This window comes from Megasphaera sp. SW808, assembly GCF_012027795.1.
Taxonomy (GTDB): Bacteria; Bacillota; Negativicutes; order Veillonellales; family Megasphaeraceae; genus Megasphaera; species Megasphaera stantonii.
In genome coordinates this window covers 67,534-92,530 of sequence record NZ_SJOT01000008.1, presented here as the reverse complement: position 1 = coordinate 92,530, position 24,997 = coordinate 67,534, and the positions used below count along the sequence as shown (strand labels likewise).

The window sequence follows — 24,997 nt, the reverse complement described above, 5'->3', positions numbered from 1 at the left end:
CTTTTCCATAAGAACGCCGCTGCTTTTTTAGTATTATAACGCCAGGGGGATGATTTCATGACAGGACAAGAAATACGCGATATGGATTTAAAATATAATCTGCATTCGTGGTCGAAGCAGAAGGGGCTGAAGCCCTTAGTCATTACGAAGGCGGAAGGCATCTATTTATGGGACAGCGACGGCAAGCGGTATATGGATATGTCATCGGAGCTGGTCAATGCCAATGTCGGCCACGGCAATAAGGAAATCGTCGAAGCCATCAAGGAGCAGGCCGACAAGTATTGTTTCTTATCTCCGGGATTTGCCGTAGAGCCGAGAGCTATTTTGGCAAAAATGGTCATCGAACGGATGCCCGACAACATGGGGAAGGTATTTTTTACCAACGGCGGCGCCGACGCCAATGAAAACGCGATCAAGATGGCCCGTTTGTATACGGGGCGTTATAAAATCATGAGCCGGTACCGCAGCTATCACGGTTCGTCCTTCGGCGCCGGCAATATCAGCGGCGAGCCGCGGCGTTACGCTTTAGAGCCGGGGATTCCGGGATTCATCAAGTTTTTCGACCCCTACGTATACCGGGAAGCCATTTCCTTTGACAGCGAAGAAGCGGCGACGAAATTTTATCTCGCAAAGCTGCGGGAACAGGTCGTATATGAAAATCCATCGTCCATCGCGGCCATCGTCATGGAAACCATTACGGGCTCCAACGGCGTCATCATTCCGCCGAAGGGCTATCTGGAAGGCGTGCGCAGAATCTGCGACGAATTCGGCATCATGATGATTTGCGACGAAGTCATGGCCGGCTGGTGCCGGACGGGCAAGATGTTCGCCTTTGAACATTTCAACGTCAAGCCTGATATCGTGTCCTTTGCCAAGGGCATTACGTGCGGCTACGTGCAGCTGGGCGGCGTCGCCGTTTCCAAGGACATCGCCGCGTTTTTCGACGACCATGTCTTGTCCTGCGGCCTGACGTACAGCGGCCATCCGCTGGCCTGTGCTGCCGGCATCGCCTGCTTGAAGTACTACGATTCGGCCCATATCTTAGAGAACGTAAACGCCGTAGGCGCCGTGCTGGGCGAGCTGGAAGAAGGGCTGAAAGAAAAGCACGCCTGCGTTGGAGACGTCCGCTATATCGGGCTATGGTCGGCTATCGAGCTGGTAAAGGACAAGAATACGAAGGAACCCCTCGTGCCGTATGGGAAGGACGAACAAGGCGTGATGGCTTCTATCGTGCAGTCGTTGATCCGCAAGGGATTTTACACGTATTCACACGAAAATATGATTATCGTCGCGCCGCCCCTGATCATTACGAAGGAACAGCTTTTGGAAGCTATGGATATTCTGGACGGCGTACTCGGTGAGGTAGACGCCATGATATAGCGGGGGCTTCTCGCAGCGTGCATGGAGAGCGCACGTTTGATGGCCTGTCGGGGTTAGATATTTAAGCGGTGCAGAGATTTTCTAAAAATGTTTGTGCAGATGTCTAATTGCTTTTTGTATTTTTAAGTGTTAAACTTATTTCATTCCAAAAATAAAATATTTCAAATGACGACGGCGTTATTATTAAAACATAATTGCGCCGTCTTTCTTTTTTTGGAAATATCGTTGGGAAAGGGGGACATGGATATGATGGAAATCAAGGCGATCATTCGCCGGGAATGTCTGAATGCCTTAAAAGACGGGCTGGCTGAAAAGGGCCTGTACGGCCTGACCCATTGGCCCGTAGTGGGACGAGGGAAACAGCGGGGCGTCATCGTAAACGGCGTATCCTACGACGAGCTGCCGAAGGAAATGGTGTACATCGTCGTTCACGACGACCATAAGACGGAAGTGATTCAAACGATTATCTCCGCATGCCAGACCAAGCCGAAGGGAACTCCTGGAGACGGGCGGATATTCATCAACAGGCTGGACGAAGGATATACCATAAGCCAGCAGCTGCTCTGAACGGAGAGAAACACGGCATAGGAACGGAGGGAAATACATGATGGAAGGCACATTATGGCTGCAGTTCGTGCAGCAGCTCATTAACGGCATATCCTTAGGCAGCATTTACGCCCTTATCGCCTTGGGATATACGATGGTATACGGCATTATGAAATTGATTAACTTCGCTCACGGCGATATCTACATGATCGGCTCGTACGTCGGATTTTTTGCGATTACGGCCATGGGGCTGCCCTTTGTACCGGCGATTCTGGCGGCGATGGTCATGACGGGGATTTTGGGGATGGTCGTCGAACGGCTGGCGTATAAGCCCCTTCGCCATAGCCCGAAAATCGCCATATTGACGACGGCCATCGGCGTCAGCTTGTTTTTGGAATACACGACGATGCTCGTCTTGTCGCCGCAGCCGCGGACCTTTCCGCACGTACTGGACAACAGCGTGTACCACATCGGCGGCTTGGTCATTTCGTTTCAGCAAATCGTCATCTTCCTTATTTCGGTCGTGCTGATGCTGATTCTGACGTACGTCGTGAACTATACGAAAATGGGCAAGGCGATGCGGGCCGTTTCGTACGATCCCGACGCGGCCCAGCTCATGGGAATCAACGTAGACAAGACGATTTCCTTTACCTTCTGCATCGGGTCGAGCTTAGCCGGCGCGGCAGGCGTCCTCGTCGGGATTTACTATAATTCCATCGAGCCCCTCATGGGCATCATGCCGGGCATGAAGGCCTTCGTAGCGGCCGTCCTCGGCGGCATCGGCATCATTCCCGGCGCGATGACCGGCGGCATTATCCTAGGCGTCGTCGAAGCCATGGTCAGCGGATTTATTTCGTCTACCTTCCGCGACGCCGCGGCCTTTGCCATTTTGATTATTATCTTGCTCATCAAGCCGACGGGACTGTTCGGAAAGAATGAACGAGAAAAAGTGTAGGTGATGAATATGATAAACCGATTGCGAAAACAAGACGCTGTATTCTTACTCGCCGCCGTCGTCGTCTTTGCCGTCCTGCAGTTTTTGATGGCCGAACGAATCGTATCGTCGTTTTGGCGTCTGAATATCTCTTTGATTTGCCTGAACGTCATGCTGGCGTCCAGCTTGAACCTGATTAACGGCGTTACGGGACAGTTCTCCCTGGGGCACGCCGGATTTATGGCCGTCGGCGCTTACGTGTCGGCCGTATGCACCGTATTCCTGCACCTACCCTTCATCGTCAGCCTCATAGGCGGTGCGGCCGCTGCCGGCCTGCTGGGCTTTCTCGTCGGCGTGCCGACGCTGCGGCTGCAGGGCGATTATTTAGCTATCGCCACGCTGGGCATGGGGGAAATTATCCGCATCTGCATTTTGAATATACAGCAAGTAGGCGGCGCGTCGGGGATGTCGGGCATTCCGCGGGATACGACCTTTCCCTGGCTGTTTATCTGCATGGTCGTCACCTTGTTCGTCTTAAAGAATATCATCCACTCTAAGCAGGGGAGAGCCTGCCTGGCCGTACGGGAAAACGCCATTGCAGCCGAAGCCATGGGCATCAACACGACGGAATTCAAGGTATTTGCCTTTACGATTGCGTCGATGTTCGCCGGTTTGGCCGGCGCGCTGTTCTCTCATTACTTCGGCATCGCCCATCCGTCGAGCTTTACCTTTATGCGGTCTTTCGACATCATGACGATGGTCGTATTAGGCGGCCTGGGCAGCTTGTCCGGATCGGTCATCGGCGCCTTTATCCTGACCTTGATTGCCGCCGTAATGCAGAGCTATCCCGAATACCGCATGATCGTATACGCCTTGCTGCTCATCATACTCATGCTGTACCGTCCGAATGGGATTCTCGGCAATAAGGAGCTGGCTGAGCTGATGCTGTCCAAATGGAAGAAGGGGGGACGCGGCGATGGACCCGTTGCTGAAAACAAATAATGTATCCATATCCTTCGGCGGCATCAAGGCCGTCCAGGATTTTAACATCGTATTGAACCGGGGCGAGCTCGTCGGCCTCATCGGGCCGAACGGCGCAGGGAAGACGACGGCCTTCAACTTGCTGACCGGCGTATATCAGCCGACGACGGGGACCATTGAATTCGACGGCGTCGACGTCACGGGGATGAAGCCCTATAAAATTACGCAGCACGGCATTGCCCGCACGTTTCAGAACATCCGCCTGTTTGGAAACTTAACCGTATTGGATAATGTCAAAATTGCCTGCAATTACCTGGTCAACTACAGCCTGGCCGAAGCGATCCTGCGCGTCGGCCGGTACGGGAAGGAAGAAGAACGGATTGAACGCGAAGCGATCGAGCTGCTGCGGCTGTTTAAGCTCGACGATAAAAAGGACGAGCTGGCGTCCAATCTGCCTTACGGCTTGCAGCGCCATCTGGAAATTGCCCGGGCCCTGGCGGCCCGGCCGAAGCTACTCCTGCTGGACGAACCGGCGGCGGGCATGAATCCGCAGGAAACGCTGGATCTCATGCATTTGATTGAAGAAATACGGAAGCGCTTCGAGCTGACGATTTTACTGATCGAGCACGACATGTCCCTGGTCATGGGGATTTGCGAACGATTATACGTCCTGGAATTCGGCAAGATATTGGCCCAAGGGATACCGCAGGAAATCAAGTCGAACGCCGATGTCATACGGGCGTATTTAGGCGAGGAGGTGTGATTATGAGCCTGTTGGAATTAAAGGATATCAACGTCTACTACGGCGCGATCCACGCCCTGAAGGGGATCAGCCTAAGCGTCGAAGAAGGGCAGGTCGTCAGCCTCATCGGTGCGAACGGCGCCGGCAAGACGACGACGCTGCGGACGATTTCCGGGCTGCTGCACTCCAAGACCGGGTCTATTTCTTTCATGGGAAAAGAGCTGCGGCATGGCAGCGCCGAATCCATCGTGCGGCTGGGGATTTCCCATTGTCCCGAAGGACGGCGGGTCTTCGCCGATATGTCCGTCAAGGAAAACCTGGAAATGGGAGCCTTTACCCGTAAGGATAAGAAAGAAATTTCCCAGACCATGGATATGATTTACGACCATTTTCCCCGCCTGAAGGAACGGATGAACCAGATGGCTGGCACCCTTTCCGGCGGCGAGCAGCAGATGCTGGCCATGGGCCGGGCGCTGATGAGCAAGCCGAAGCTGCTCCTCCTGGACGAACCGTCTATGGGGCTGGCGCCTATCCTGGTCAAGGAAATATTCAACATGGTGCAGGAAATCCATAACATGGGGACGACGGTGCTGTTAGTCGAACAGAACGCCCGCATGGCCCTGGCCATTTCCGATTACGCCTATGTACTGGAAACAGGGCACATATCGCTGGAAGGAGAGGCTCAGTCGCTGGCCGAAAGCGAAGAAGTGCGGAAGGTGTATTTGGGCGGCTGAGGCCCGTTACGGCGGATATACCATTACAGGTATGTTATATATACAGTTTAGGAGGGATACCTTATGACTATGAGTACATTGAAAAGATGCGTGTTGGCTGCCGTGGCCGTTGCGTCGATGGCCGTCATGCTGACGGGCTGCAGCGGCAGTTCGGGAGAATCAAGTGATACGATTAAAATCGGCGCAAACCTGGAATTGACGGGCAACAGCGCGTCGTACGGCACGTCGGCCAAGAACGGCATCGAAATGGCCGTCAAGGAAATCAACGACGCCGGCGGCCTGCTGGGAAAGAAAATTGAAGTCAGCTACGCCGACAACCGCAGCGAAGCGACGGAAGCGGCCAACGCCATGCAGAAGCTGTTGGATGACCAGGTCGATTTCATCGTCGGCCCGGACACGTCGAGCGGCGCCCTGGCCTGCGTCGCCACGGCAGATCAGGAAAAAATACCGATGATTTCGCCGTTCGGCACGAATCCGGACATTACGGTCGATCCGGCGACGCATAACGTACGGCCTTACGTATTCCGCGCCGCCTTTATCGATACCTTCCAGGGCAAGGCCATGGCCGATTTCGTAGCCGATACGCTGAAGGCGAAGAAAGCGGCCGTATACGTAGACAACTCCAGCGATTATTCGAAGGGGCTGCAGAAATTCTTTGAAGAAGAATTCGGCAAAAAAGGCGGCTCTATCGTAGCGACGGAAGCGTATCTGCAGAAGGACACGGACTTTAAGGCGGCCCTGACGAAGATCAAAGCGGCCAATCCTGACGTCATCTTCGTTCCCGGATATTATCAGGAAGTCGGCATGATTATCAAGCAGGCCCGCGAAATGGGCATGACGCAGCCGATTGTCGGCGGCGACGGCTGGGACAGCACGAAGCTGGCGGAAATTGCCGGCGCGGCGAACCTGGTCGACTGCTACTTCAGCAACCACTATTCGTCCGACGATACGTCCGAAGTCGTTCAGAATTTCGTTTCCAATTATCAGAAGGCCTATGGCCAGAAGCCGGATGCTCCGGCAGCTGTGGCATACGACAGCATGATGATTTTGGCCCAGGCTATCAAGGACGCCAACAGCACGGATAAAGATACAGTGAAGGCAGCGCTGGAAAAGATCAGCGGATTCAACGCGGTCAGCGGCAAGATCAGCTTTAACGAGTTCCACGATCCCGTCAAGTCGGCAGTTGTCCTGAGCTTTAAGGACGGAAAGCAGATCTTTGTTACCAAGGTAGAACCGTAAGGGCGATTCGTTACCGATACCTCAGCTAACCCATATAGATTCCTCTATCAAAGGGAGAAGACGAAGCGGAAGCTTTTTCTTCTCCCTATCCCCTTTTCCGGGGTATGTGCTATACTTTGGGTAACGTTACTGTGAGGTGCATCGTATGAGCGGACGTCGCATCATATTCTTGGACAACTTGAAAACCCTGGTCATCGCCCTGGTCGTCGTGTTTCACGGCGCCATGTCCTATATGGCTTACGCGCCGGAGTGGTGGTACGTGCTGGACGATGAGCGGTCCCTGGCGGCGACGGTATTCGTCGTCTGGGCCGACGTGTTCATCATGCCGGTCATGTTTTTTATTTCCGGCTATTTCGGTGCGGCGTCCCTGGCAGGAACGGGGAGCTTTTGGAAATCGAAATGGAAGCGCGTCGGCCTGCCGTGGCTGTTCGGCTCGGTTTGTATCGCTCCGTACATTGCCTATCTGTATATGCTCAGCCGGTCTGTGCCCATGACATTTTACCAGTTTTATATGGAATGGTTTTGGGGCGTTTTTTATCAGCAGGCCCAGTATTGGTACCTGGGATTTTTGATGGCCTTGTACGGCCTGCTGTACCTGAGCCGGCGTTTGTGTCCGGCGTGGCTGCAGCCGTCGCAGAGCCGGTTTTCCCTGACAGTCTTTTTCGGCTGCGCCGTCCTGTGCGCTCTCGGCATGGGGGCGATGCTGCAGTGTTACGACGACGCCGTGTGGATTCATCCACTATACGTGCTGTGTTTTCAGCCGACGCGGGCTCCCTTGTACCTCGTCGTATTCGGGCTGGGAGCCTATGCCTGGCGCAGCCGCTGGTTTTCCCAGGGCCAGTTCGCCTCTCCGGCAGTCTGGGGCGCTGCTTTTGCCGTCCTGTCCGTCGCGTATACGGCCTTTCGCTTTGACTATGGATATAGCTGGCATGAACTAGGCTGCTATTCCGTTGCCTTTGCCGTCCTGCACAGCCTGTTCTGCCTGACGGCCGTCACAGCGTTGACGGCCTCGTTCCAGCGCTTTGCCGATTCGTACGGGCCGTGGGGACGGCAGTTGTCGTCCCTGTCGTATGGCGTGTATTACATTCATCAGGTCGTCGTCATGCACGTCGTCTGGCTGCTGCGGCCCTGGGACGGAGGCGTCTATGCCAAGTACGCCGTCATGTGCGTCTTGTCCCTTTGCATCTGCACGCTTCTGAGCCGGTACGTCCTCAGCCGCATACCGTCCTTTTCCTCGTCGAAATCGAGATAACAGAACAGCCCCTCGGAGAGATTTCCAAGGGGCTGTTTTTTAGCGTGCGTGTTGTTTATTTTAAGTGGGCGATGACGGCGTCGCGGTATGCTTCCGTCGTGGCCTTGCCGCCGAGGTCCGGCGTGAGGCATTGGTTTTCCGCCAGCACGGCGTCGACGGCGCTGCGGATATTGGCGGCGACGTCCGTTTCGCCGATGTATTCCAGCATCATGCAGGCCGACCAGAGGAAGGCCGTCGGGTTGGCGATATGCTTGCCGGCAATGTCGGGGGCGCTGCCGTGGACGGCTTCGAACATGGCGAAGTCGTCGCCGACGTTCATGGACGGCAGGAGGCCGAGGCCGCCGATGAGGCCGCTGGTCAGGTCCGATACGATGTCGCCGTACAGGTTGGGCATGACCATGACGTCGAAGTTTTCCGGGTACATGACGAGCTGCATGCACGTGTTGTCGACGATTTTGTCGTCGCTTTCAATCTGCGGGTATTCCTTGGCGATTTCCCTGAAAATATCGAGGAACATGCCGTCGCTCATCTTGAGGATATTGGCCTTATGGACGCAGGTGACTTTTTTGCGGCCGTTGGCGACGGCGTAGTCGAAGGCGGCGCGGATGATGCGTTCGCTGGCCTTGCGCGTAATGAGCTTGATGGCCTGGACCGTGTCGTCGTTCATCTTGTATTCGACGCCGATGTACAGGTCTTCCGTGTTTTCGCGGAAGGTGACAATGTCGACGTTAGGGAAGGGCGTCGGCACGGCAGCGTTCGATTTGGCCGGACGGATGTTGGCGTACAAATCGTATTTGTTGCGCAGCGTGACGTTGAGGGAGCGGAAGCCCTTGCCGACAGGCGTCGTAATAGGCGATTTCAGCAGGACCCGCGTCTTTTCAAAGGAAGAAAAGGCGGCGTCGGGAATGAGAGCGCCGTTCTTTTCGTATTCGGCGGCGCCGACGTTGAAGATTTCGTATTCCAGGGGAGCCTTGGCGGCTTTTAAGATGTCCAGGACGGCGTCGGTGATTTCCGGGCCGATGCCGTCGCCTTTAAATACGGTGATGGTTTTCATGTTATCTGTCCTCCATAGGTATATAATCCATTAAGTCGCCGACATACTTCGCTGCCGGACGGACGATGCGGTTGTCGTACAGCTTGTGCTCGATGTTGTGGGCCAGCCAGCCGACCATACGGCTGATGACGAACAGGGGCGTGTACAAATCGCGGGGAATGCCCAGCATGTGATAGGCGAAGCCGCTGTAGTAGTCGACGTTGCTGCACATATTCGCGCCTTTTTCTTCGCTCAAGGTCTTCTTGGCGATGCGTTCGAAGCGCGTGTAGAAATTAAAGATATCTTCCATGCCCTTTTCTTTGGCTAACTGGCCGCAGTAGTGGCGCATGATTTCGGCGCGGGGGTCCGACAGGGTGTATACGGCGTGGCCGAAGCCGTATATCAGCTTATCCTGATGGCGGAACTGGCCGCGGAGGATGCGTTCGATGACGTCCTTGATCTGGGCGTCCGTGGCCTTGATGCCGACGGCGTCCATGATGTTTTCCATCATGAGGGACACGCGGACGTTGGCCCCGCCGTGGCGCGGGCCCTTCAGGGCGCCGATGGAGCTGGCCATGCTGGAATAGATGTCCGTATTCGTCGACGAGACGACGACGTTCGTAAAGGTCGAGTTCGTACCGCCGCCGTGGTCGGCATGGAGGAACAGCAGGAGGTCGAGGAGCTGGGCTTCCTTCGGCGTGAAGGCGCTGTCGAGGCGGAGCATGGACAAGATGTTTTCCGCCGTCGAGTAATCCTTGCGCGGATAGTGGATGACCAGGCTCTGGCGGTTGTAATAGTGCACCTTGGACATGTAGGCGTAGACGGCGATGGACGGCAGCTTGCTCATGATGTTGAGGCCCTTGCGCAGGGTCTGGTATACGTCGGTGTTGTCCGGGTCTTCGTCGTAGTTGTACAAGGTGATGAGGGAGTGCTGCAGCTTGTTCATCAGGTTTTTTCCCGGCAGCCGCAGGAGGTTCATTTCCAAAAAGTCGTCGGGCAGGTCGTAATTTTCCTGGAGGACGTTGCAGAAGGCGTCCAGCTCTTCCCGCGTCGGCAAGTAGCCGAACAGGAGGAGGAAGCAGGCTTCTTCGTACAAGTAGCCGTTGTAGCGTTCCTTTTTCGCCAAATCGCGGATATCTAAGCCGCGGTAATAGAGGATGCCGTCGCAGTCTACCTTATTTCCTTCGGCGTCGCGCTTATAGCCTACGACGTCGGCAATGCGGGTCAGGCCGACGAGGACGCCGGTATGGTCTTCGTTGCGCAGGCCGCGCTTTACGCCGTACTTGGAAAACCATTCGCGGGGAATCTGTGTATAATTTTGTGATTTTCCATAGAATTGGGCCAAAAAGATGTTATTGTCCATGTGATTCCTCTCTTTCCGGAAACGAACTGTGCATAGCTTCGTTACTAATTATTCCAGAATATTTATAAAAATGCTTTGTAGAAATAGACGCAGCCATTTTTGCAAAGTATAAGTTATTATAGCATGATTACAGAAAAAAATAAATACGAATAATCGCGGATACCCAGTGGGTAAGGGTAGTCAGGGCCAGAATAATTATGATATAATATGGTGTATGTGAAGATAAAATTTTATATTATGAAATTTATTTACATAAATTTCGACATGAGAAATGTAATGCAGCATCGCACAGATGAAGAGGGGGATTGGACATGATTCAATTATATGAAGGCGGCGCGTACTTAGTGCACGGTTCGGAGCTCGTGCCGGAACGGGAAGCGGCGCGGGTAGAACAGCTTACGGGCAAGGCTCCCGATAAGGACGAAGCCCGCAAGGGGACGATTGCCTACTCGATTTTGCAGGCTCATAATACGTCCGGATCGATGGACCATTTAAAGATAAAATTCGACGCCATGGCGTCCCACGATATTACCTTTGTCGGCATCATCCAGACGGCGAAGGCTTCGGGCATGGAAACGTTTCCGCTGCCCTACGTGCTGACGAACTGCCACAATTCGCTGTGCGCCGTCGGCGGCACGATCAACGAAGACGACCACGTATTCGGATTGTCGGCAGCTAAGAAATACGGCGGCATCTTTGTACCGCCTCACATCGCCGTCATCCACCAGTACATGCGGGAAAAGATGGCCGGCTGCGGCAAGATGATCATCGGCTCGGACAGCCACACGCGGTACGGCGCCCTGGGTACGATGGCCGTCGGCGAAGGCGGCGGCGAGCTGGTCAAGCAGCTCCTGCGCGATACGTACGACGTCGCCTATCCGGGCGTCGTAGCCGTATACCTGACGGGCAAGCCCAGCCCGGCCGTCGGCCCCCACGACATCGCTATCGCCATCGTCGGCGCCGTCTTTAAGAATGGATATGTAAAGAACAAAGTCATGGAATTCGTCGGCCCCGGCGTGGCGTCGATGAATACGGATTATCGCAACAGCGTCGACGTCATGACGACGGAAACGACGTGCCTGTCGTCAGTATGGCGCACCGACGACGATACGAAGGCTTACCTGACCCAGCACGGCCGGCCTCAGGATTACAAGGAACTCAATCCGGCCGACGTCGCCTACTATGACGGCGTCATTTACGTCGATTTGAGCAAAATCAAGCCGATGATCGCCATGCCCATGCATCCGAGCAACGCCTTTACCATCGACGAGCTCAACGCCAATCTGGCTGATATCCTTCATGAAACGGAAGAAAGCATCAACGGCCGCATGAGCAATCCCGACCTCCATTACAGCCTGATGGATAAGATTGCTGACGGCAAATTCCACGTCCAGCAGGGCGTCATTGCCGGATGCGCCGGCGGCAACTACGGCAACGTCATGGCCGCCGCTCATATTTTGAAGAACGCTTCCTGCGGCGACGGCGTCTTTACCCTTGATGTCTACCCGTCGTCCCAGCCCGTGTACATGGACTTAGTCCGCAAGGGCGCCGTGGCCGGTCTTCTGGCCGCCGGGGCGATATTCAAGACGGCCTTCTGCGGCCCCTGCTTCGGCGCAGGCGATACGCCGGCGAACAACGCCTTCAGCATCCGCCATACGACGCGCAACTTCCCGAACCGCGAAGGCTCGAAGCCGGGCAGCGGCCAGTTCTCCGCCGTAGCCCTCATGGATGCCCGTTCCATCGCGGCGACGGCGGCCAACGGCGGCGTCCTCACGTCGGCCGAAGGCTACATGGACGATTATACAGAACCGCCTTACGACTATGACAACTCGTCCTATGCGTCGCGCGTATACCAGGGCTTCGGCCAGGCCGACGGCGAAGCGGCTCTCGTATACGGGCCGAACATCAAAGACTGGCCGGACATGGAAGCCCTGGCCGACAATATCCTGGTCAAGGTCTGCTCGAAGATCATGGATCCCGTGACGACGACAGACGAACTGATTCCGTCGGGCGAAACGTCGTCGTACCGCTCCAATCCGCTGGGACTGGCTGAATTCACCTTGTCCCGCCGCGACCCGGAATACGTCGGCCGGGCCAAGGCAGTCGACGCGGCAGAACGGGCCCGCATAGCCGGACAATGCCCGGCCTCTGTCGACAAGGAGCTGAAAGACGTCTTTGCCAAGCTGAAAGAGACATTTGCCGACGCCGATATGGCGGCGACGGAAATCGGCAGCATGATTTACTGCGTCAAGCCCGGCGACGGCTCGGCCCGCGAACAGGCGGCCAGCTGCCAGCGCGTCCTCGGCGGCCTGGCCAATATCTGCCGGGAATACGCGACGAAGCGCTACCGCTCCAACGTCATCAACTGGGGCATGCTGCCCTTCCAGATGAAGGACGACCCGTTCTTTGAAGTCGGCGATTACATCTATATCCCCAACGTCAAGGCAGCCCTCGACGGCGACATGAAGGACATCAAGGCCTACGTCGTCGGCAAAGAACTTCAGGAAATTTCCCTGTACATCGCAGCCATGACCGACGCGGAAAAAGAAATCGTCAAAGCCGGCAGCCTCATCAATTTCAACTGCAATAGACAAAAGGCGTAATTGGCGAGTTAGTGTAAAATAATTGTGGGAAAACTTTACTGCACAAAAGTGAAGAACATATAAAAAGAGAAGGAACTTCTTTGGTATAATGAAATCACCACAATCTCACGCAAAGGAGTCCTTCTCATGAACATTATACAACAGATTCTTTCTCTCAGTACAGACTTTTTTAATACAAACCTTGAAGCGATGGTAACGGGCCAGGCGTCCCTGACCGACGTGACGCTGGCTGTACAAGAGTTTGTGCAGAACCTGGGGCGGGAGGTGTTGTCGGCAATGTTAGAACAGGCCGATGAAGCCATCTATGAAACGGTGAAGCCGCAGCGTACCTATCAGATCAAAGAAACAGCCCGTCCGCGTACCTTGGTAACCACGTTTGGAGAAATCACCTTTCACCGCCGGTATTACCGACAGAAAGACACGGGCCGCTACACCTATCTGCTGGACGAATGGTGCCAGCTGCCGGCGTACAGCCGGATCGAGGCTTCCTGTCAGGCCCGGATGGCAGAACATGCCAAGGATATGAGTTATGCGAAAGCAGCCCAAGTATCCACTCCGGTCCCGGTAAGCAAACAGAGCGTGCGGAACGTCTTATGCCGGTTGGGGACGATCCCGAATACAGCGGCGCCCCTGCCGGAACGGAGGCCGAAGGTATCCGAACTGTTCATCGAAGCCGACGAAGACCATGTGGCGATGCAGCAGGGAAACAGCCGGCAGCTGCGGCTGGCCTATGTATATGAAGGGAAAGTATCGGAGGGGAGAACCCGGAGAACACTGACCGCAAAGCGAGTATTCACGGGATATGGGATGCCTTGGGACGAAATCAAAGAGTATATCCAAACCGTATACGGCAGCCCGGAGATTACGATTCTGGGAGACGGGGCGGCGTGGATACAGAGCGCGACGGCGTACCTGGAAAAAAGCCGATGCGTCATGGACGGATTTCATGTTGTCAAATACTTGCGGCAGATAGCGGGGACGAAAACGCTCCAACCTCTGTATGACGCCTTGCTGGCCAATGACCGGGAACAATTCTGCCGGGAAGCTGAACAGAAGATACGGCACCGTCCGTATCGGAGAAAGGCGATTCGCAAAGGTCAACAATATATCCTAAACCATTGGGAAGGGATTCGGGACTGGCTGCAGCACCGGGAGACATTCGCCAGCAGTACGGAAGGGCATGTTAGTCATATCCTGTCGGCCCGGCTGAGCTCACGTGGAATGGGCTGGAGTAAGGATGGGGCGGAACGGATTGCCCGCTTGCGGACGTTGGCAGAAAACGGCGGCGACGTGTGGCGCTATGCCTTGGATAGCCTGACGAAGAAAGCCATCAATACAGTACCAGACCTGAATCCACAGGAACTGACGCGGCAATGCCGACGCCGGCGGCTGCCGTACTGCGTGTATAATGCAGAGCACAGCTTCCATATGCCAGGGAGCGAAGACGCATTACACGGAAGATGGATGAAAGATATCCAAAACAGTGGATATCACCATATACATTAGATACTAAAAGGCCGGATTTACATGCCAAGATGTTTCTGTCAAATATATACCCACAACAACTTGACACTGTCAATTGGCGAAATATTCATTGACGGATGCGCCAGATATTGATATACTGAATGTGGAAAATGGTATTACTAAAAAATTTCCATCAGCGCAGTAAAAACGAAAATCCCCTAGTTGCCGCTAGGGGATTTTCTATTCCATTTCAGAGGCGGCTTAGACCTCAGGCTGACTACCGGTTACTCTCCATCCAGCCATCTACAAACATAGTGACATACTATGCCTGCCGCGAGGGAGATCATAAATGGTATTACCAATTCCATATCAGCGCACCTCCTTCCTTCTACCAGTATGGAGGCGGTAGCGCATGTATTATATCATGCCGTTATGAGATTGAAAAGCGTATATTTAGATAGGTTATGCTGTATGAGCATCATGAAGAAGAGTTTATACGGCATACATTCTTTGCGGTTTCTGAAAGGGATACGGCAGGATAAGAACACAAAGACAGCAGGCAGGGAACGGGATTCTCTGCCTGCTGTCTTTACATTTTACCATGGTGTACGTATTATTTTAGGATGACCTTGGCGACTTGTTCTGCTGCCAGCTTGTAGCCATTCGGTTCGGCTTCGAGCATGTTGAGGTACATATAGGACAACTGCGCGCCGACGTAGTTGCGGAAATGGTTGAAGGCTGCTCCTTCCAGGTCGGCCTGGCTCATGCCGTATTCCTGATAGGCGATTTTTTTTAGGAGCAGGACCGTCTTCTGAGCTGCCGGCGACGACAGTACCCAGTCGTGGTCGCCGAGGTGGACGATGTAGCCTTCCTGATGATGGGGATTGGGAATCGTCTGGCCGTCTTTGCCGACGAGGCCGTAGGCGACGGGATCCTTGCCGGCGATGATGGCGGCGGCTTTCAGCCAGCCGGCGACGTCGGCTTCTTCTTTCTTAGATGTCGGCGCGCCGTGGGCGCAGGCCTGGGCGACGACTTCTTCTGCCGGAAAACCGCGGTAGATGACTTCTGCCAGCGCCAGGGCGTGGTGCGCTCCTTGACCGGCAATGGTATATTCCGTCAGAGACGAGCCGTCGGCGTTCCACTGGAAGACGAAGGGCTTGGAAATATCGTGCAGGGCCTGAGCGGCGATGGCGATATCCTTGTTGACGGAGTAGTAAAAGACTTCCTCATAGGTCCGGCAGATGTAATCCGTAATGTGCATGTTGCAGCTCGTATGGGTAGCCAGCCCGCCCGGATAGGGATGGTGGCTGCCGTAGCCGCTGCCGGGAGCCGTTTTAAATTTCTGCACGGCGCCGTTAAAGGGCGGCAGTATGTGCTTTTCGTCGATTTTCGACGTGTCGATTAAGTTCTGGGCGGCCAATGCGGAATAGAGGCGGCTGCGGGATGCGGCGGACGAATATTCCTGCATAAAGGTCGGCGTCGGGTCGTTGAGAAGACGGACGACGGCCTGGCGGAGGCTTCCGTTTTCAATCGTATTGGATAATCTCAGGATGTCGTCGAAGGATTTTTGTACCAGCGGCGAAGCGTTGGCGGCTGCGACGGCGTTTTTGGGAATGTCTTTAAATGCGACGGGCTTCAGCGTCCGCTTCGGATTGTCGAGTTCCCGGGCGAAGGAAAAGGACGGCATGGAAAACATGGCCGCTCCCAATGCGGCTCCGCCGGCGAGCTTTAAAAAGCTGCGGCGCGATACGGTATGTTCAGATGACGGCGTTGACATAGTGTGATTCCTCCTTAAAGGCCTTTTCAATTTACCGTTAGTATAGTTCCCTTTTGTATATACTTTGTGAACATACCGTAAAGGTATTGTATGGAATGAAGGCCCGGTGAAATTTTACAAAAAGAACAGGCCGATTTTACGAAAGGGCTATGAAACTTTGCTACAGTAAGGCCAAAGGAGGCGCAGTCTATGTTAGGATTAGGTTTTCCGGAATTGGCGTTGATTTTAGTGATCGGACTGGTCGTATTCGGGCCGGGAAAGCTGCCGTCTGTCGGCGGCGCATTGGGCAAGAGCCTGCGGGAGTTTAAAACGGCCGTTCGCGATGGAGAAGAAACTAAGAAGCCGGCATCTGCCGACGCTTTTCATGAGACAAAAGCGGGCGATGCATAATATCGGCCGTATGAGCGCAAATTCTTTATAACAACATTCCCTGTCGGCTGGCAGGGAATGTTTGTCATTTACTTACTTGCAAGTTTCTTTTTTTTCAGCGTTCTGATTCTGGAGGACATAATACAGTACGGCGCAGCACGCCAGCAGCACGGCCAGCGCCGCATACATGACGCGAAAACCGGCATAGGGGAGCAGTGCGCCTAAAACCAGAGGGCCTGCGCCGACGCTGAGATCCATGAAGACGAAAAACGTCGACGTCGCCAGGCCCATGCGGCCGCGAGGAGCTAAGCCGATAATGATGGCTTGAGAACAGGACATATACGTCCCATATCCCAGCCCCATCAGCGCGGCGGCGCCCAGCAGCATCCAGCCGGACGTCGACAGGCTGATGAAGCACAGGCTCAGGGCAAAGAATAAAAATGCCGGGTACATGACGAAATTCGCGCCTCGGCTGTCGAACCATCGTCCTGTAAAAGGCCGGGAGCATACGGTAACCAGGGCGTATATGAGGAAAAAATATTTGCTGCTGGCGAGGAGATCCGCTTCTTTGGCAAAGGAAGCCATAAATCACAGGATAGCGGCGAACCCCAAGTTGACGAGGAGGGTGAGAAACGCGACGGGAAGAGCTGTCGGCTCTATGAAGTTTTGCAGGGAAAGATAGGAGCGAGGCCTTGCGGAGGCAGACGGATCATGGTCCGATGCCGGCACATGGAGCAGAGCCGTCGCCGCGAAGGCCAGTATCAGCAGAGCGCTGCCGGCGACGAGGTTGTGCAGAATCATGCCGCTGCTGTAGAAATACAAGCCGGCAAAGGGTCCGATAGCCGTTCCCAGCGTAACAAACATGGCGTAGTAGCTTGTTCCTTCACCGCGGCGGGCTGCCGGGACGAGGTGAGCCATGATCGTCCCCGTCGTAGATGACGACAGGCCGAATCCGACGCCCTGGACGAAACGGGCTGCGTAGAGGAGATACAGGCTGTGGATTCCTATGTTCAGGAGAGAGGCTGCTAAAAAGAGGAACAGGCCGATATATAAGGAGCGTTTCAGGCCGATTCGTTCGATACATCCGCCCAGAAACAGGCGGGCAAATAAGGTTCCTAAGATAAAGATGCCGCAGGCCAATCCCGCTTCTGCCAGCGAGGCGTGAAGCACCGTCGCCGCGTAGTCGGCTATAACGACCATCGTCATATAATACGATTGGTTTACGACGAAGCAGACGATGCAGTTCAGGATAAAATCTTTGGTCCAGATGGCCGAAGTATTCATGACGTGTTCTCCTTTTCTGTTATTGTACAACTAGTTGTATATAAGAGCAAAAAAACGACATCATACGTTGTCGTTTATTTTCAGGAGTAAGGAAAGGAGCTGGTCTTTTTCCTCTTCCGACAATCCCTTTAAAAGCTGGCATCCTACGTTTGTACCGAGATGCTTGAGGTCATGGCACGTCGTCCGGCCTTTTTCCGTGAGATACACTTGCTTGAAGCGGCCGTCTTCTTCCGAGACGACGACGTAGAGCAATTCTTTCCGCTTCATCCGTTCGACGAGATTCCGCGCCGCCTGATGGGTAATGCGCAGGTGCTCTTTTAAATCGATGATGGAACGGCCCGGGCAGTTGTCAAAATAAAACAGCGCTTCTGATTGATTGGCCGTCAGATCGAAGGGGATCAAATCCTTGTCGCGGCCGTTGCTGATTTTATTGCCGATGCGCAGGATTTGGCGTTCGATGATGAAGTTTTTGTCTTTCATGAGGTATCCTTTCCCAATTATACAATGAGTTGTATAGTTTTATTTTATATACTTTTTTTAGTTTGTCAAATACCGGCGGCAGGGATAGGCGGCGTTATTCGAGGAAGAGCCGCGTCTGAGGCGGTATGCCCTTGGCCGGCGACGCGCCGTAATATTTTTTCCAGGCCCGGTAAAAGGTGGAATACTGCTTAAAGCCGCTGTCGTAGCATACCTCCGTCAGGGGGCGCTCCTGCTGCATGAGGGAGCGGGCCAGGAGGAGGCGTTTGATGGTAATGTATTGGCCCAGGGAATAGCCCGTCTCTTCCTTGAAGAGGTGCATGAGGTAGTCCGGGCTGATGCAGAGCTGTTCGGCCAAAACCGGTACGGACAGCTCGCCCCGCAGGTGCTCGTTGATGTAGGTCAGGAGGCGCTGTATCTTTTCGTTTTGCTGTCCCGTCTTGACGTAGCCGATGTGCCGCTCCTGAATGGATTGGGCCAAATAGATGAGAAACTCCAGAAACAGGGCCTCCGTCAACACGGCGTGCTGGGCGCCGGCTTCGGTGCAATAGGCCTGGCGGAGACGGCACGACGCGCCGTAGAGGCTGCCCGCTTCCTGAGGCTGGCGCAGAATAGGCGACGCCGTCTGGAACAGGGCCGACAGGTCGCAGCCGCGCTGCCTGTAGGACTCGATATAGGCCGGTGAAATGTAGGCGATAATGCGTTCGTACGTATAAGCTCCGCCGACGACGGGGCGGTGCATTTGCCCGGCCGGCACGACGACGATGTCGTAGGGCTGGAGCCGGTACGATTTTCCTTCGATTTCATAGGTCACGTCGCCTTGAAAGAACAGCATGACCTTGTCGAATTCGTGATAATGGACGGGACAGGCCCAGTCTCTTTTGTCCGATACGTAAAACAGCTTCAGGGGCTCCGTCAGGTAGCCCGTTTTTTCATACACACGCGTTGCCTCCGATCGTTACAGCAGGATTTGCAATAAGTATAGCATGATTTTACTATACTTGCTATTTTCAGTTATTGTATAATAGCTATGGTAAGACGCATGATAGATTTCCTATAAGGAGGATATACAGATGAAATTCGTTAAAATGCATGGATTGGGAAACGATTTCGTATTTTTTGAAGATAAAGATGGCGCGAACAAGGATTTTTCCGAATTGGCCGTGAAACTGTGCGACCGCCATACGGGCGTCGGAGCCGACGGCATCATCGTCATCGTGCCCAGCGATAAGGCCGACGTGCGGATGCGCATTATCAATGCCGACGGCAGCGAAGCAGAAATGTGCGGCAACGGCATCCGCTGCTTCGCAAAATACGTCTACGACAACGGCATCATTACGAAGGACGAATTTTCCGTCGAAACCCTGGCCGGCATCATGAAGCCGAAGGTCACTGTCGGCGAAGACGGCAAGGTCAGCCTGGTTACCATCAATATGGGCAAGCCCTTTACGGACCGGGCCCAGATCCCCATGGAAGGGCCGGCCGGCCCCGTCGTCGACGAACCGATTGAAATCGACGGCAAGACCTATAAGATCACCAGCCTGCTCATGGGCGTGCCCCACACGATGACCTACGTCCGCGACGTAGACGCCGTTCCCCTTCATGAACTGGGGCCGAAGTTTGAAACGTACAAGGCCTTCCCGCGGAAGACCAACATGAACTTCGTCCAGGTCATCGACAACCATACGATCAAAGTCCATACGTGGGAACGGGGCGCCGGCGCGACCCTGGCCTGCGGCACCGGCTCCTGCGCCTGCGCCGTCGGCTCGTACCTCAACGGCTTTACGGGACGGAGCGTCGACGTGCAGCTGTACCTCGGCACGCTTCACATCGAATACAGCGAAGAAGACGGCAACGTATACATGACCGGCCCGGCTGCCGTGACCTTTACGGGTGAATGGCTGGGATAAAGGCCTCGCTGAACGAAATACAGGGAAAAACGCAGAAAGATGTGCAGTACAGGAAGGATATTCCTGATATTGCACATCTTTTTTACATAATACAGGCCGAAGCTTTACAATGACGTGGGTATAATAATACCGTACTAGTGAGGAGGAGACCTGATGAAACAGATTTTAATTTCGTCTACCTTGTTATGGAATCTTTCGCTGCGCGACATGTTCCGCCAGGTCTATGAACTCGGCTTGGGCGGCTTGGAAATGTGGGCCCAGCACTTTTACTGCCAGCAGTATGACGAAGGCGAATACCGGCGGCTGTCGCAGAAATATCCCCTGCATACCGTCGTTCACAGCTGCAGCTGGGATTTGAACCTGTCGTCCATGAACCAGGCCGTACGGCAGGCGTCTGTAGAGGAAGTCATCGCGTCGATGGAATTTGCCAAGCGCGTCGGAGCCAGGGAAGTGACGGTTCACCCCGGCCATATGACGATGCCCTGCTGGCGTCGGGAAAGCGCCCTGCTCATGCACGAGTCCCTGCAGAAAATCGCCGACGCGTCGTACCGGCTGAACATGCCCGTCTCGCTGGAAATCATGGAAAAGACGAAGAAGGAATTTGTAACTGATATAGAATCCATGAAGGAAGTTACAGGCGACCTCTTTTCTTTCTTCACCTATACCCTGGACATCGCTCACTGCGAAAGCCCTGACGAAGGGCTGGATATCCTGCGGCGCGTCGACACCGTGTCCAAGCTTCACATCAGCAACCGTATCGGCGGCTTATACCATACGCCCCTGTACGACGGGGATTTTGATTTCACAGAACTACTTCCTGCGCTGCGTTCTTACCATCTTCCCATGGTTTTGGAAGGCTATGACCCGCAGGGCGGTTTGGACGTATTTTACCGCAACGTCGAATTTTTGCAAGAACATCTCATGCAGCTTCAATGCCGCATTTCTTAATATATCTTCTTCCCTTTGTTCAGGCCTTGCCCCGGCAAGGTCTTTTTATGTTTTTCGTCTACTCGTTCAGGATAGAAGAAGAATAATAGTCCTCAGGGCCATATTTGTTGTCGCCGTCGGAAGGGTGGAGGAGCCAGATAAACAAGACGAGGCCGCCGAGGAGGGGAATCAGGCTGATGAGCTGCCACCAGCCCGATTTGCCGATGTCGTGGAGGCGGCGGGCGTTTAAGGCGGCCGATACAAAAAATACGGTCAGGCCGGTGACGAGGTACAGGACGAGAAAGGCGTCGGCCAGGACGGCCCCGTTCAGAGCCGTGCGGGAAACGCCGGCGATGAAGAACAGAAAGATCGCGTAGAGTATGCTGAAGACGGCGTAGTAACTCAGCCACAGTGCAGCGACGCCAAGCCAGAACTCCTTGCGGGACGAGCGGCCGGAAAAGGAAAACTTCCGTTTCCAGAGAATTACAGCGGCGTCTTTTAAAGTCATCTTGTATATGGTCATGAATAGGCCTCCCTTGGTATGCCAGAACGGCGGGCATAATACTGGATTATTTATATCGCTTATTATACTGGATAAGAGAGAATAATACTATAGATATGATAAAATAATATAATTAATGCATAAATTTATTTTATTTAAAAAGACTATATCTTAGGATTGCAGAAGGCAGACGGCGTCAATTTCCTTTTATCGGCGTCATTGTATTGCTGTGTTTTCACCGTAATGCAGAGCTATTACGGCCTGATAACACGCTGTGACCATACAAAGAACGGCTTAGGAACGCCCTTTACGGGCGAGTCAGGTCCGTCGCGTTACGCGTAACGTCTTATATTATCTATCTAGTTCTTAGTTTATATAGACGTGACGTGATGTGTTTTATAAAAAAAAGTCAAAAAGTCAAAATGAAGTGTTGACAAGGGGGAAAAACAGGTATATAGTATAGCTGTAATCGGAAAGAGGTTACAGACAGACATATAAAAGTCAAAAGAGCAATCAAGTAATTGCATCTCATTAGGTATTTTAGAAAGAAGGGTTTTATGATGAGAAGCTTATTCCCGATTGTAACAAATAACGATTTAGTATTTCCTGATAATTTTGTCAATCATTTCTTCGGCGATTTTATGAAGCCGTTCGACAGTTCCTACAGCGTTCCGAAAGTCGACGTAGAAGACAAAGAAAACGAATACGTCTTGACGACGGACTTGCCGGGCATGGCCAAGGAAGATATCAAACTGACCTACGATAAGGATATCCTGACCATTTCGGCCCGTCATGAAGAAAAGAAAGATGAAAAAGACGAAAAGAAAAACTATATCCGCAAAGAACGGACGAGTCAGTCCTTCTGCCGCCAGTTCCAGGTCAGCGGCGTTCAGAAAGACCATATTCAGGCATCCTTTGCCAACGGCGTGCTGACCGTCACCTTGCCGAAGGAAACGGCTAAGCAGATCGAAGCCGCCAAGACGATTGAAATTCAGTAATACGATGGTTTAACCCCGTGATGCGCTTGTAAGTCAAACGAGATCCAACGAGGCGTATGAAAGAAGGGTTTTACGATGAAAAGTTTATTTCCGATTGTAACGAACAACGACGCATTATTTCCGATGAATTTTGCCGACCGCTTCTTCAGCGATTTCATGAAACCGTTTGAAGGCTCGTACAATATTCCGAGAGTCGATATTGAAGACAAGGGCAACGAATACGTATTGACGACGGATCTGCCCGGCGTCGCCAAAGAAGATATTTCCCTGACCTATGACGACGACGTGCTCACCTTGTCGGCCCGTCATGAAGAAACAAAGGACGAACAAGACGACCAGAAGAACTATATCTATAAAGAACGGTCGAGCAGCTCCTTCTGCCGCAGCTTCCCTGTCAGCGGCATTCGGAAGGACGGCATCCAGGCTTCCTTTGCTGACGGCGTATTGACCGTCACCTTGCCGAAGGAAACGCCGCAGCCGGCCGAATCGGTTCGTACGATCGACATTCAGTAATCCATTTCCCATTCCTATAGAAGCATAACTCATATCCCCCTTTTGACATCCGTCAGATTTTCTCCGCTGAAAGTCTGGCGGATTTTTTGTGCATGAAATTCGGCAGTTTTTTTCTAACATAACGAGAAGCCCCGCTGGTCTCGACAGTGGAGAGCAGCGGGGCGTTTGTCGGCCTATTTATATTTCTTTTGGGCCATATTGATTGTCTTGGTCTGATGGGCGGACGAACCAGAAGAAGAGAATGAATCCGCCGATGACGGGGATGAGGGACAGCAGCTGCCACCAGCCGGATTTTCCGATGTCGTGAAGCCGGCGGGCATTGAGCGTAAGCGCGGCTACGAAAAAAGCGATGCTCAAGAAGCACGCGACGATGACGAACGTACCGGACATGGCGGCGGATATCGTTTCGGCTGTCGCCGTAGAAGATAGAGCGGCCGCAACCGCTGAAACGGCTGCCAGCAGAAAGAATGCAGCGTATGCGACGATATATAAGACGGCGATAGACAGCCAGTATTCGCTACGCGACGAGCGGCCGGCAAAAGAAAATTTTTGTTCCCATAGACGTTTCGCCGCGTCCCGCAGCGTCATATCCGATGTGTTCATAGGCATTGCCTCCTTTTCAAAACGATATAGAGTATTTATATACAGTATACAAGAGGATGATAGAAAAAGACAAGAGCGTGCCGGCGTTTTATCCGGCCGCGAAGCGAAGCATTTTGAAATTCGGACGAAACGCGCGCAATCGTGTGGTATAATATAAAAATACAAACGTTATTTTTATAGCAAAGGTATGGAATCACATGAAATTTACGCAGGACATTCAAATCGGGTATTTCGTGAAGCGGCCGAACCGCTTTATCGCCTATGTAGAAATCAACGGAACCGTAGAGGTCTGCCATATGCCCAATCCCGGACGCATGTGGGAGCTGCTGTTTCCCGGCGCCGCCGTATACGTGCGCCATGTCGGCAAGACGGAGCGCAAGACGGCGTACGACGTCGTCGGAATCGAACGGGACGGCGTGCCCATCTTGCTGGATACGCAGTACAACAACGACATCGCGGCAAAACTCATCCAGGAGCATCGCATTCCCGGCTGGGAAGAGTGGAGCCTGCTGCGGCGGGAAGTGACCGTAGGCGACAGCCGTTTCGATCTGCTCCTTCACAAGGGGAAGGAGCTGTTTTATTTAGAGGTCAAGTCGTGCACCTTGTTTGGAAAATCGGGAGCTATGTTTCCCGATGCCGTGACGGAACGGGGCCGGAAGCATATTGCAGAATTGGCGGCCATGCACGACGACGGCTATCATACGGGCGTGCTGTTCCTCGTCCATTGGGACCGGGCCCGCTGGTTCCTGCCCGATTACCATACGGATACGGACTTTGCCGCCACGTTTATGGAATGCGCTCCGAAGCTGGACTGGAAGGCCTTTTCCCTGCGGTGGACGGCGGACTTTTCCCATCCGGAGCCGGTCCGGCTCTTGTCGTATCCCGAAGAGGTGCTGCGGCGGGAAAATCACGACTGCGGCGATTACATGATCGTCATGTACTTGCCTGAGGGCCGGGACATCGAGGTCGGCGCAAAGGGATCCATTTCCTTTCTTCAGGGGTATTACGTGTACGTCGGCTCGGCCAAAAAGAATCTGGCGTCCCGTCTGGCCCGCCATACGAGAAAGCGCAAGAAAATGCATTGGCATATCGACTACCTGCGCCGATACGCCGGCGTGACGGCCGTCCTGCCCGTCCGAACAGCCGACGACCTGGAGCACAAGCTGGCCGCGGCCGTCGGGGCGATTTCCCATTGGCAGATACAGGACTTCGGCTGCACCGACTGCAGTTGTCCGTCTCATTTGTTCGGCTTTCACGACAATCCCATCCACCGCCGCGATTTCATGCAGCTCGTCGAGGACTTCCGCATGAACCGCCTGGAGTCCCTAATAGGGCGGTAAAGGCCGTTTTTAAATTCTTTGTGACA

General features: G+C 53.7%; 25 protein-coding genes. 16 read left to right on the top strand and 9 right to left on the bottom strand.

Annotated features, from left to right (window positions below; translation table 11 throughout):
- The first annotated feature begins 57 nt into the window (after positions 1–57).
- From E0L13_RS04945 to E0L13_RS04910, 8 genes are all read left to right on the top strand, one after another.
- Positions 58–1,380: an aminotransferase class III-fold pyridoxal phosphate-dependent enzyme gene (locus E0L13_RS04945; RefSeq protein WP_168060744.1), complete on the top strand. Its 1,323-nt coding sequence runs from the start codon at positions 58–60 to the stop codon at positions 1,378–1,380.
- A 246-nt stretch (positions 1,381–1,626) separates the two neighbouring features.
- Positions 1,627–1,947 (top strand): P-II family nitrogen regulator, encoded by a 321-nt coding sequence (locus E0L13_RS04940; protein WP_168060742.1) that lies wholly within the window; start codon positions 1,627–1,629, stop codon positions 1,945–1,947.
- 37 nt (positions 1,948–1,984) lie between these two features.
- Positions 1,985–2,881, top strand: a complete 897-nt coding sequence (locus E0L13_RS04935) for a branched-chain amino acid ABC transporter permease (protein ID WP_239477909.1) — start codon at positions 1,985–1,987, stop codon at positions 2,879–2,881.
- A 9-nt stretch (positions 2,882–2,890) separates the two neighbouring features.
- A complete protein-coding gene (locus E0L13_RS04930) occupies positions 2,891–3,862 on the top strand; it encodes a branched-chain amino acid ABC transporter permease (RefSeq protein WP_233127860.1) in 972 nt (323 codons plus the stop codon).
- A complete protein-coding gene (locus E0L13_RS04925; RefSeq protein WP_107196277.1) occupies positions 3,837–4,604 on the top strand; it encodes an ABC transporter ATP-binding protein in 768 nt (255 codons plus the stop codon). The genes E0L13_RS04930 and E0L13_RS04925 overlap by 26 nt, the downstream gene beginning before the upstream one ends.
- A 2-nt stretch (positions 4,605–4,606) precedes the next feature.
- Positions 4,607–5,317, top strand: a complete 711-nt coding sequence (locus E0L13_RS04920) for an ABC transporter ATP-binding protein (protein WP_168060740.1) — start codon at positions 4,607–4,609, stop codon at positions 5,315–5,317.
- Positions 5,318–5,380: 63 nt separating this feature from the next.
- Positions 5,381–6,556 carry an ABC transporter substrate-binding protein gene (locus tag E0L13_RS04915; protein WP_168060738.1) on the top strand — a complete coding sequence of 392 codons (1,176 nt, stop codon included), beginning with the start codon at positions 5,381–5,383 and terminating at the stop codon, positions 6,554–6,556.
- A gap of 145 nt (positions 6,557–6,701) precedes the next feature.
- Entirely contained in the window at positions 6,702–7,808 is a 1,107-nt protein-coding gene (locus E0L13_RS04910) for an acyltransferase family protein (RefSeq protein WP_168060737.1), read from the top strand.
- A 55-nt stretch (positions 7,809–7,863) separates the two neighbouring features.
- On the opposite strand, the gene E0L13_RS04905 is transcribed toward E0L13_RS04910, so the two are convergent.
- Positions 7,864–8,862 (bottom strand): isocitrate/isopropylmalate family dehydrogenase, encoded by a 999-nt coding sequence (locus E0L13_RS04905; RefSeq protein ID WP_168060735.1) that lies wholly within the window; start codon positions 8,860–8,862, stop codon positions 7,864–7,866.
- A 1-nt stretch (position 8,863) separates the two neighbouring features.
- Positions 8,864–10,204, bottom strand: coding sequence for a citrate synthase (locus tag E0L13_RS04900; RefSeq protein WP_087477788.1), 1,341 nt, complete (start codon positions 10,202–10,204; stop codon positions 8,864–8,866).
- A gap of 311 nt (positions 10,205–10,515) precedes the next feature.
- Here E0L13_RS04900 and E0L13_RS04895 point away from each other — a divergent pair, with 311 nt between their 5' ends.
- Together E0L13_RS04895 and E0L13_RS04890 are read left to right on the top strand one after the other, a co-directional pair.
- Complete coding sequence (locus E0L13_RS04895; RefSeq protein ID WP_168060733.1) at positions 10,516–12,807, top strand: hydratase; 2,292 nt, start codon at positions 10,516–10,518, stop codon at positions 12,805–12,807.
- A 126-nt stretch (positions 12,808–12,933) separates the two neighbouring features.
- Positions 12,934–14,313 carry an ISLre2 family transposase gene (locus E0L13_RS04890; protein WP_168060731.1) on the top strand — a complete coding sequence of 460 codons (1,380 nt, stop codon included), beginning with the start codon at positions 12,934–12,936 and terminating at the stop codon, positions 14,311–14,313.
- A gap of 571 nt (positions 14,314–14,884) precedes the next feature.
- Here the strand turns inward: E0L13_RS04890 and E0L13_RS04885 are convergent.
- Positions 14,885–16,048 carry a twin-arginine translocation signal domain-containing protein gene (locus E0L13_RS04885; RefSeq protein ID WP_168060728.1) on the bottom strand — a complete coding sequence of 388 codons (1,164 nt, stop codon included), beginning with the start codon at positions 16,046–16,048 and terminating at the stop codon, positions 14,885–14,887.
- A 189-nt stretch (positions 16,049–16,237) separates the two neighbouring features.
- On the opposite strand from E0L13_RS04885, the gene E0L13_RS04880 reads away from it, so the two are divergent.
- Positions 16,238–16,438, top strand: coding sequence for a twin-arginine translocase TatA/TatE family subunit (locus E0L13_RS04880; protein ID WP_107196271.1), 201 nt, complete (start codon positions 16,238–16,240; stop codon positions 16,436–16,438).
- A gap of 72 nt (positions 16,439–16,510) precedes the next feature.
- Here E0L13_RS04880 and E0L13_RS04875 read toward each other — a convergent pair whose 3' ends face one another.
- The 4 genes from E0L13_RS04875 to E0L13_RS04860 all read right to left on the bottom strand — a co-directional run bounded on the left by E0L13_RS04875 (position 16,511) and on the right by E0L13_RS04860 (position 19,118).
- Positions 16,511–17,002, bottom strand: a complete 492-nt coding sequence (locus E0L13_RS04875; protein WP_168060726.1) for an MFS transporter — start codon at positions 17,000–17,002, stop codon at positions 16,511–16,513.
- Positions 17,003–17,005: 3 nt separating this feature from the next.
- Positions 17,006–17,701, bottom strand: a complete 696-nt coding sequence (locus E0L13_RS04870) for an MFS transporter (RefSeq protein ID WP_168060724.1) — start codon at positions 17,699–17,701, stop codon at positions 17,006–17,008.
- A gap of 60 nt (positions 17,702–17,761) precedes the next feature.
- Complete coding sequence (locus E0L13_RS04865) at positions 17,762–18,181, bottom strand: MarR family winged helix-turn-helix transcriptional regulator (protein WP_168060722.1); 420 nt, start codon at positions 18,179–18,181, stop codon at positions 17,762–17,764.
- A gap of 94 nt (positions 18,182–18,275) precedes the next feature.
- Positions 18,276–19,118, bottom strand: a complete 843-nt coding sequence (locus E0L13_RS04860; RefSeq protein ID WP_168060720.1) for an AraC family transcriptional regulator — start codon at positions 19,116–19,118, stop codon at positions 18,276–18,278.
- Between the two features lie 133 nt (positions 19,119–19,251).
- Here E0L13_RS04860 and dapF point away from each other — a divergent pair, with 133 nt between their 5' ends.
- Both dapF and E0L13_RS04850 read left to right on the top strand, forming a co-directional pair.
- Positions 19,252–20,088 carry a diaminopimelate epimerase gene (dapF, locus tag E0L13_RS04855; protein WP_095628963.1) on the top strand — a complete coding sequence of 279 codons (837 nt, stop codon included), beginning with the start codon at positions 19,252–19,254 and terminating at the stop codon, positions 20,086–20,088.
- Between the two features lie 153 nt (positions 20,089–20,241).
- Positions 20,242–21,036, top strand: a complete 795-nt coding sequence (locus E0L13_RS04850; protein WP_087477796.1) for a sugar phosphate isomerase/epimerase — start codon at positions 20,242–20,244, stop codon at positions 21,034–21,036.
- A gap of 58 nt (positions 21,037–21,094) precedes the next feature.
- On the opposite strand, the gene E0L13_RS04845 is transcribed toward E0L13_RS04850, so the two are convergent.
- Positions 21,095–21,538, bottom strand: a complete 444-nt coding sequence (locus tag E0L13_RS04845; RefSeq protein ID WP_115759889.1) for a DUF805 domain-containing protein — start codon at positions 21,536–21,538, stop codon at positions 21,095–21,097.
- A gap of 536 nt (positions 21,539–22,074) precedes the next feature.
- Between E0L13_RS04845 and E0L13_RS04840 the strand changes: the two genes are divergently transcribed.
- Positions 22,075–22,515, top strand: a complete 441-nt coding sequence (locus tag E0L13_RS04840; RefSeq protein ID WP_107196266.1) for an Hsp20/alpha crystallin family protein — start codon at positions 22,075–22,077, stop codon at positions 22,513–22,515.
- Positions 22,516–22,590: 75 nt separating this feature from the next.
- Entirely contained in the window at positions 22,591–23,028 is a 438-nt protein-coding gene (locus E0L13_RS04835) for an Hsp20 family protein (RefSeq protein WP_107196265.1), read from the top strand.
- Between the two features lie 177 nt (positions 23,029–23,205).
- Here E0L13_RS04835 and E0L13_RS04830 read toward each other — a convergent pair whose 3' ends face one another.
- Positions 23,206–23,631, bottom strand: a complete 426-nt coding sequence (locus tag E0L13_RS04830; RefSeq protein ID WP_157949723.1) for a DUF805 domain-containing protein — start codon at positions 23,629–23,631, stop codon at positions 23,206–23,208.
- A gap of 197 nt (positions 23,632–23,828) precedes the next feature.
- On the opposite strand from E0L13_RS04830, the gene sfsA reads away from it, so the two are divergent.
- Positions 23,829–24,971: a DNA/RNA nuclease SfsA gene (sfsA, locus tag E0L13_RS04825; RefSeq protein ID WP_168060718.1), complete on the top strand. Its 1,143-nt coding sequence runs from the start codon at positions 23,829–23,831 to the stop codon at positions 24,969–24,971.
- Positions 24,972–24,997 lie beyond the last annotated feature (26 nt).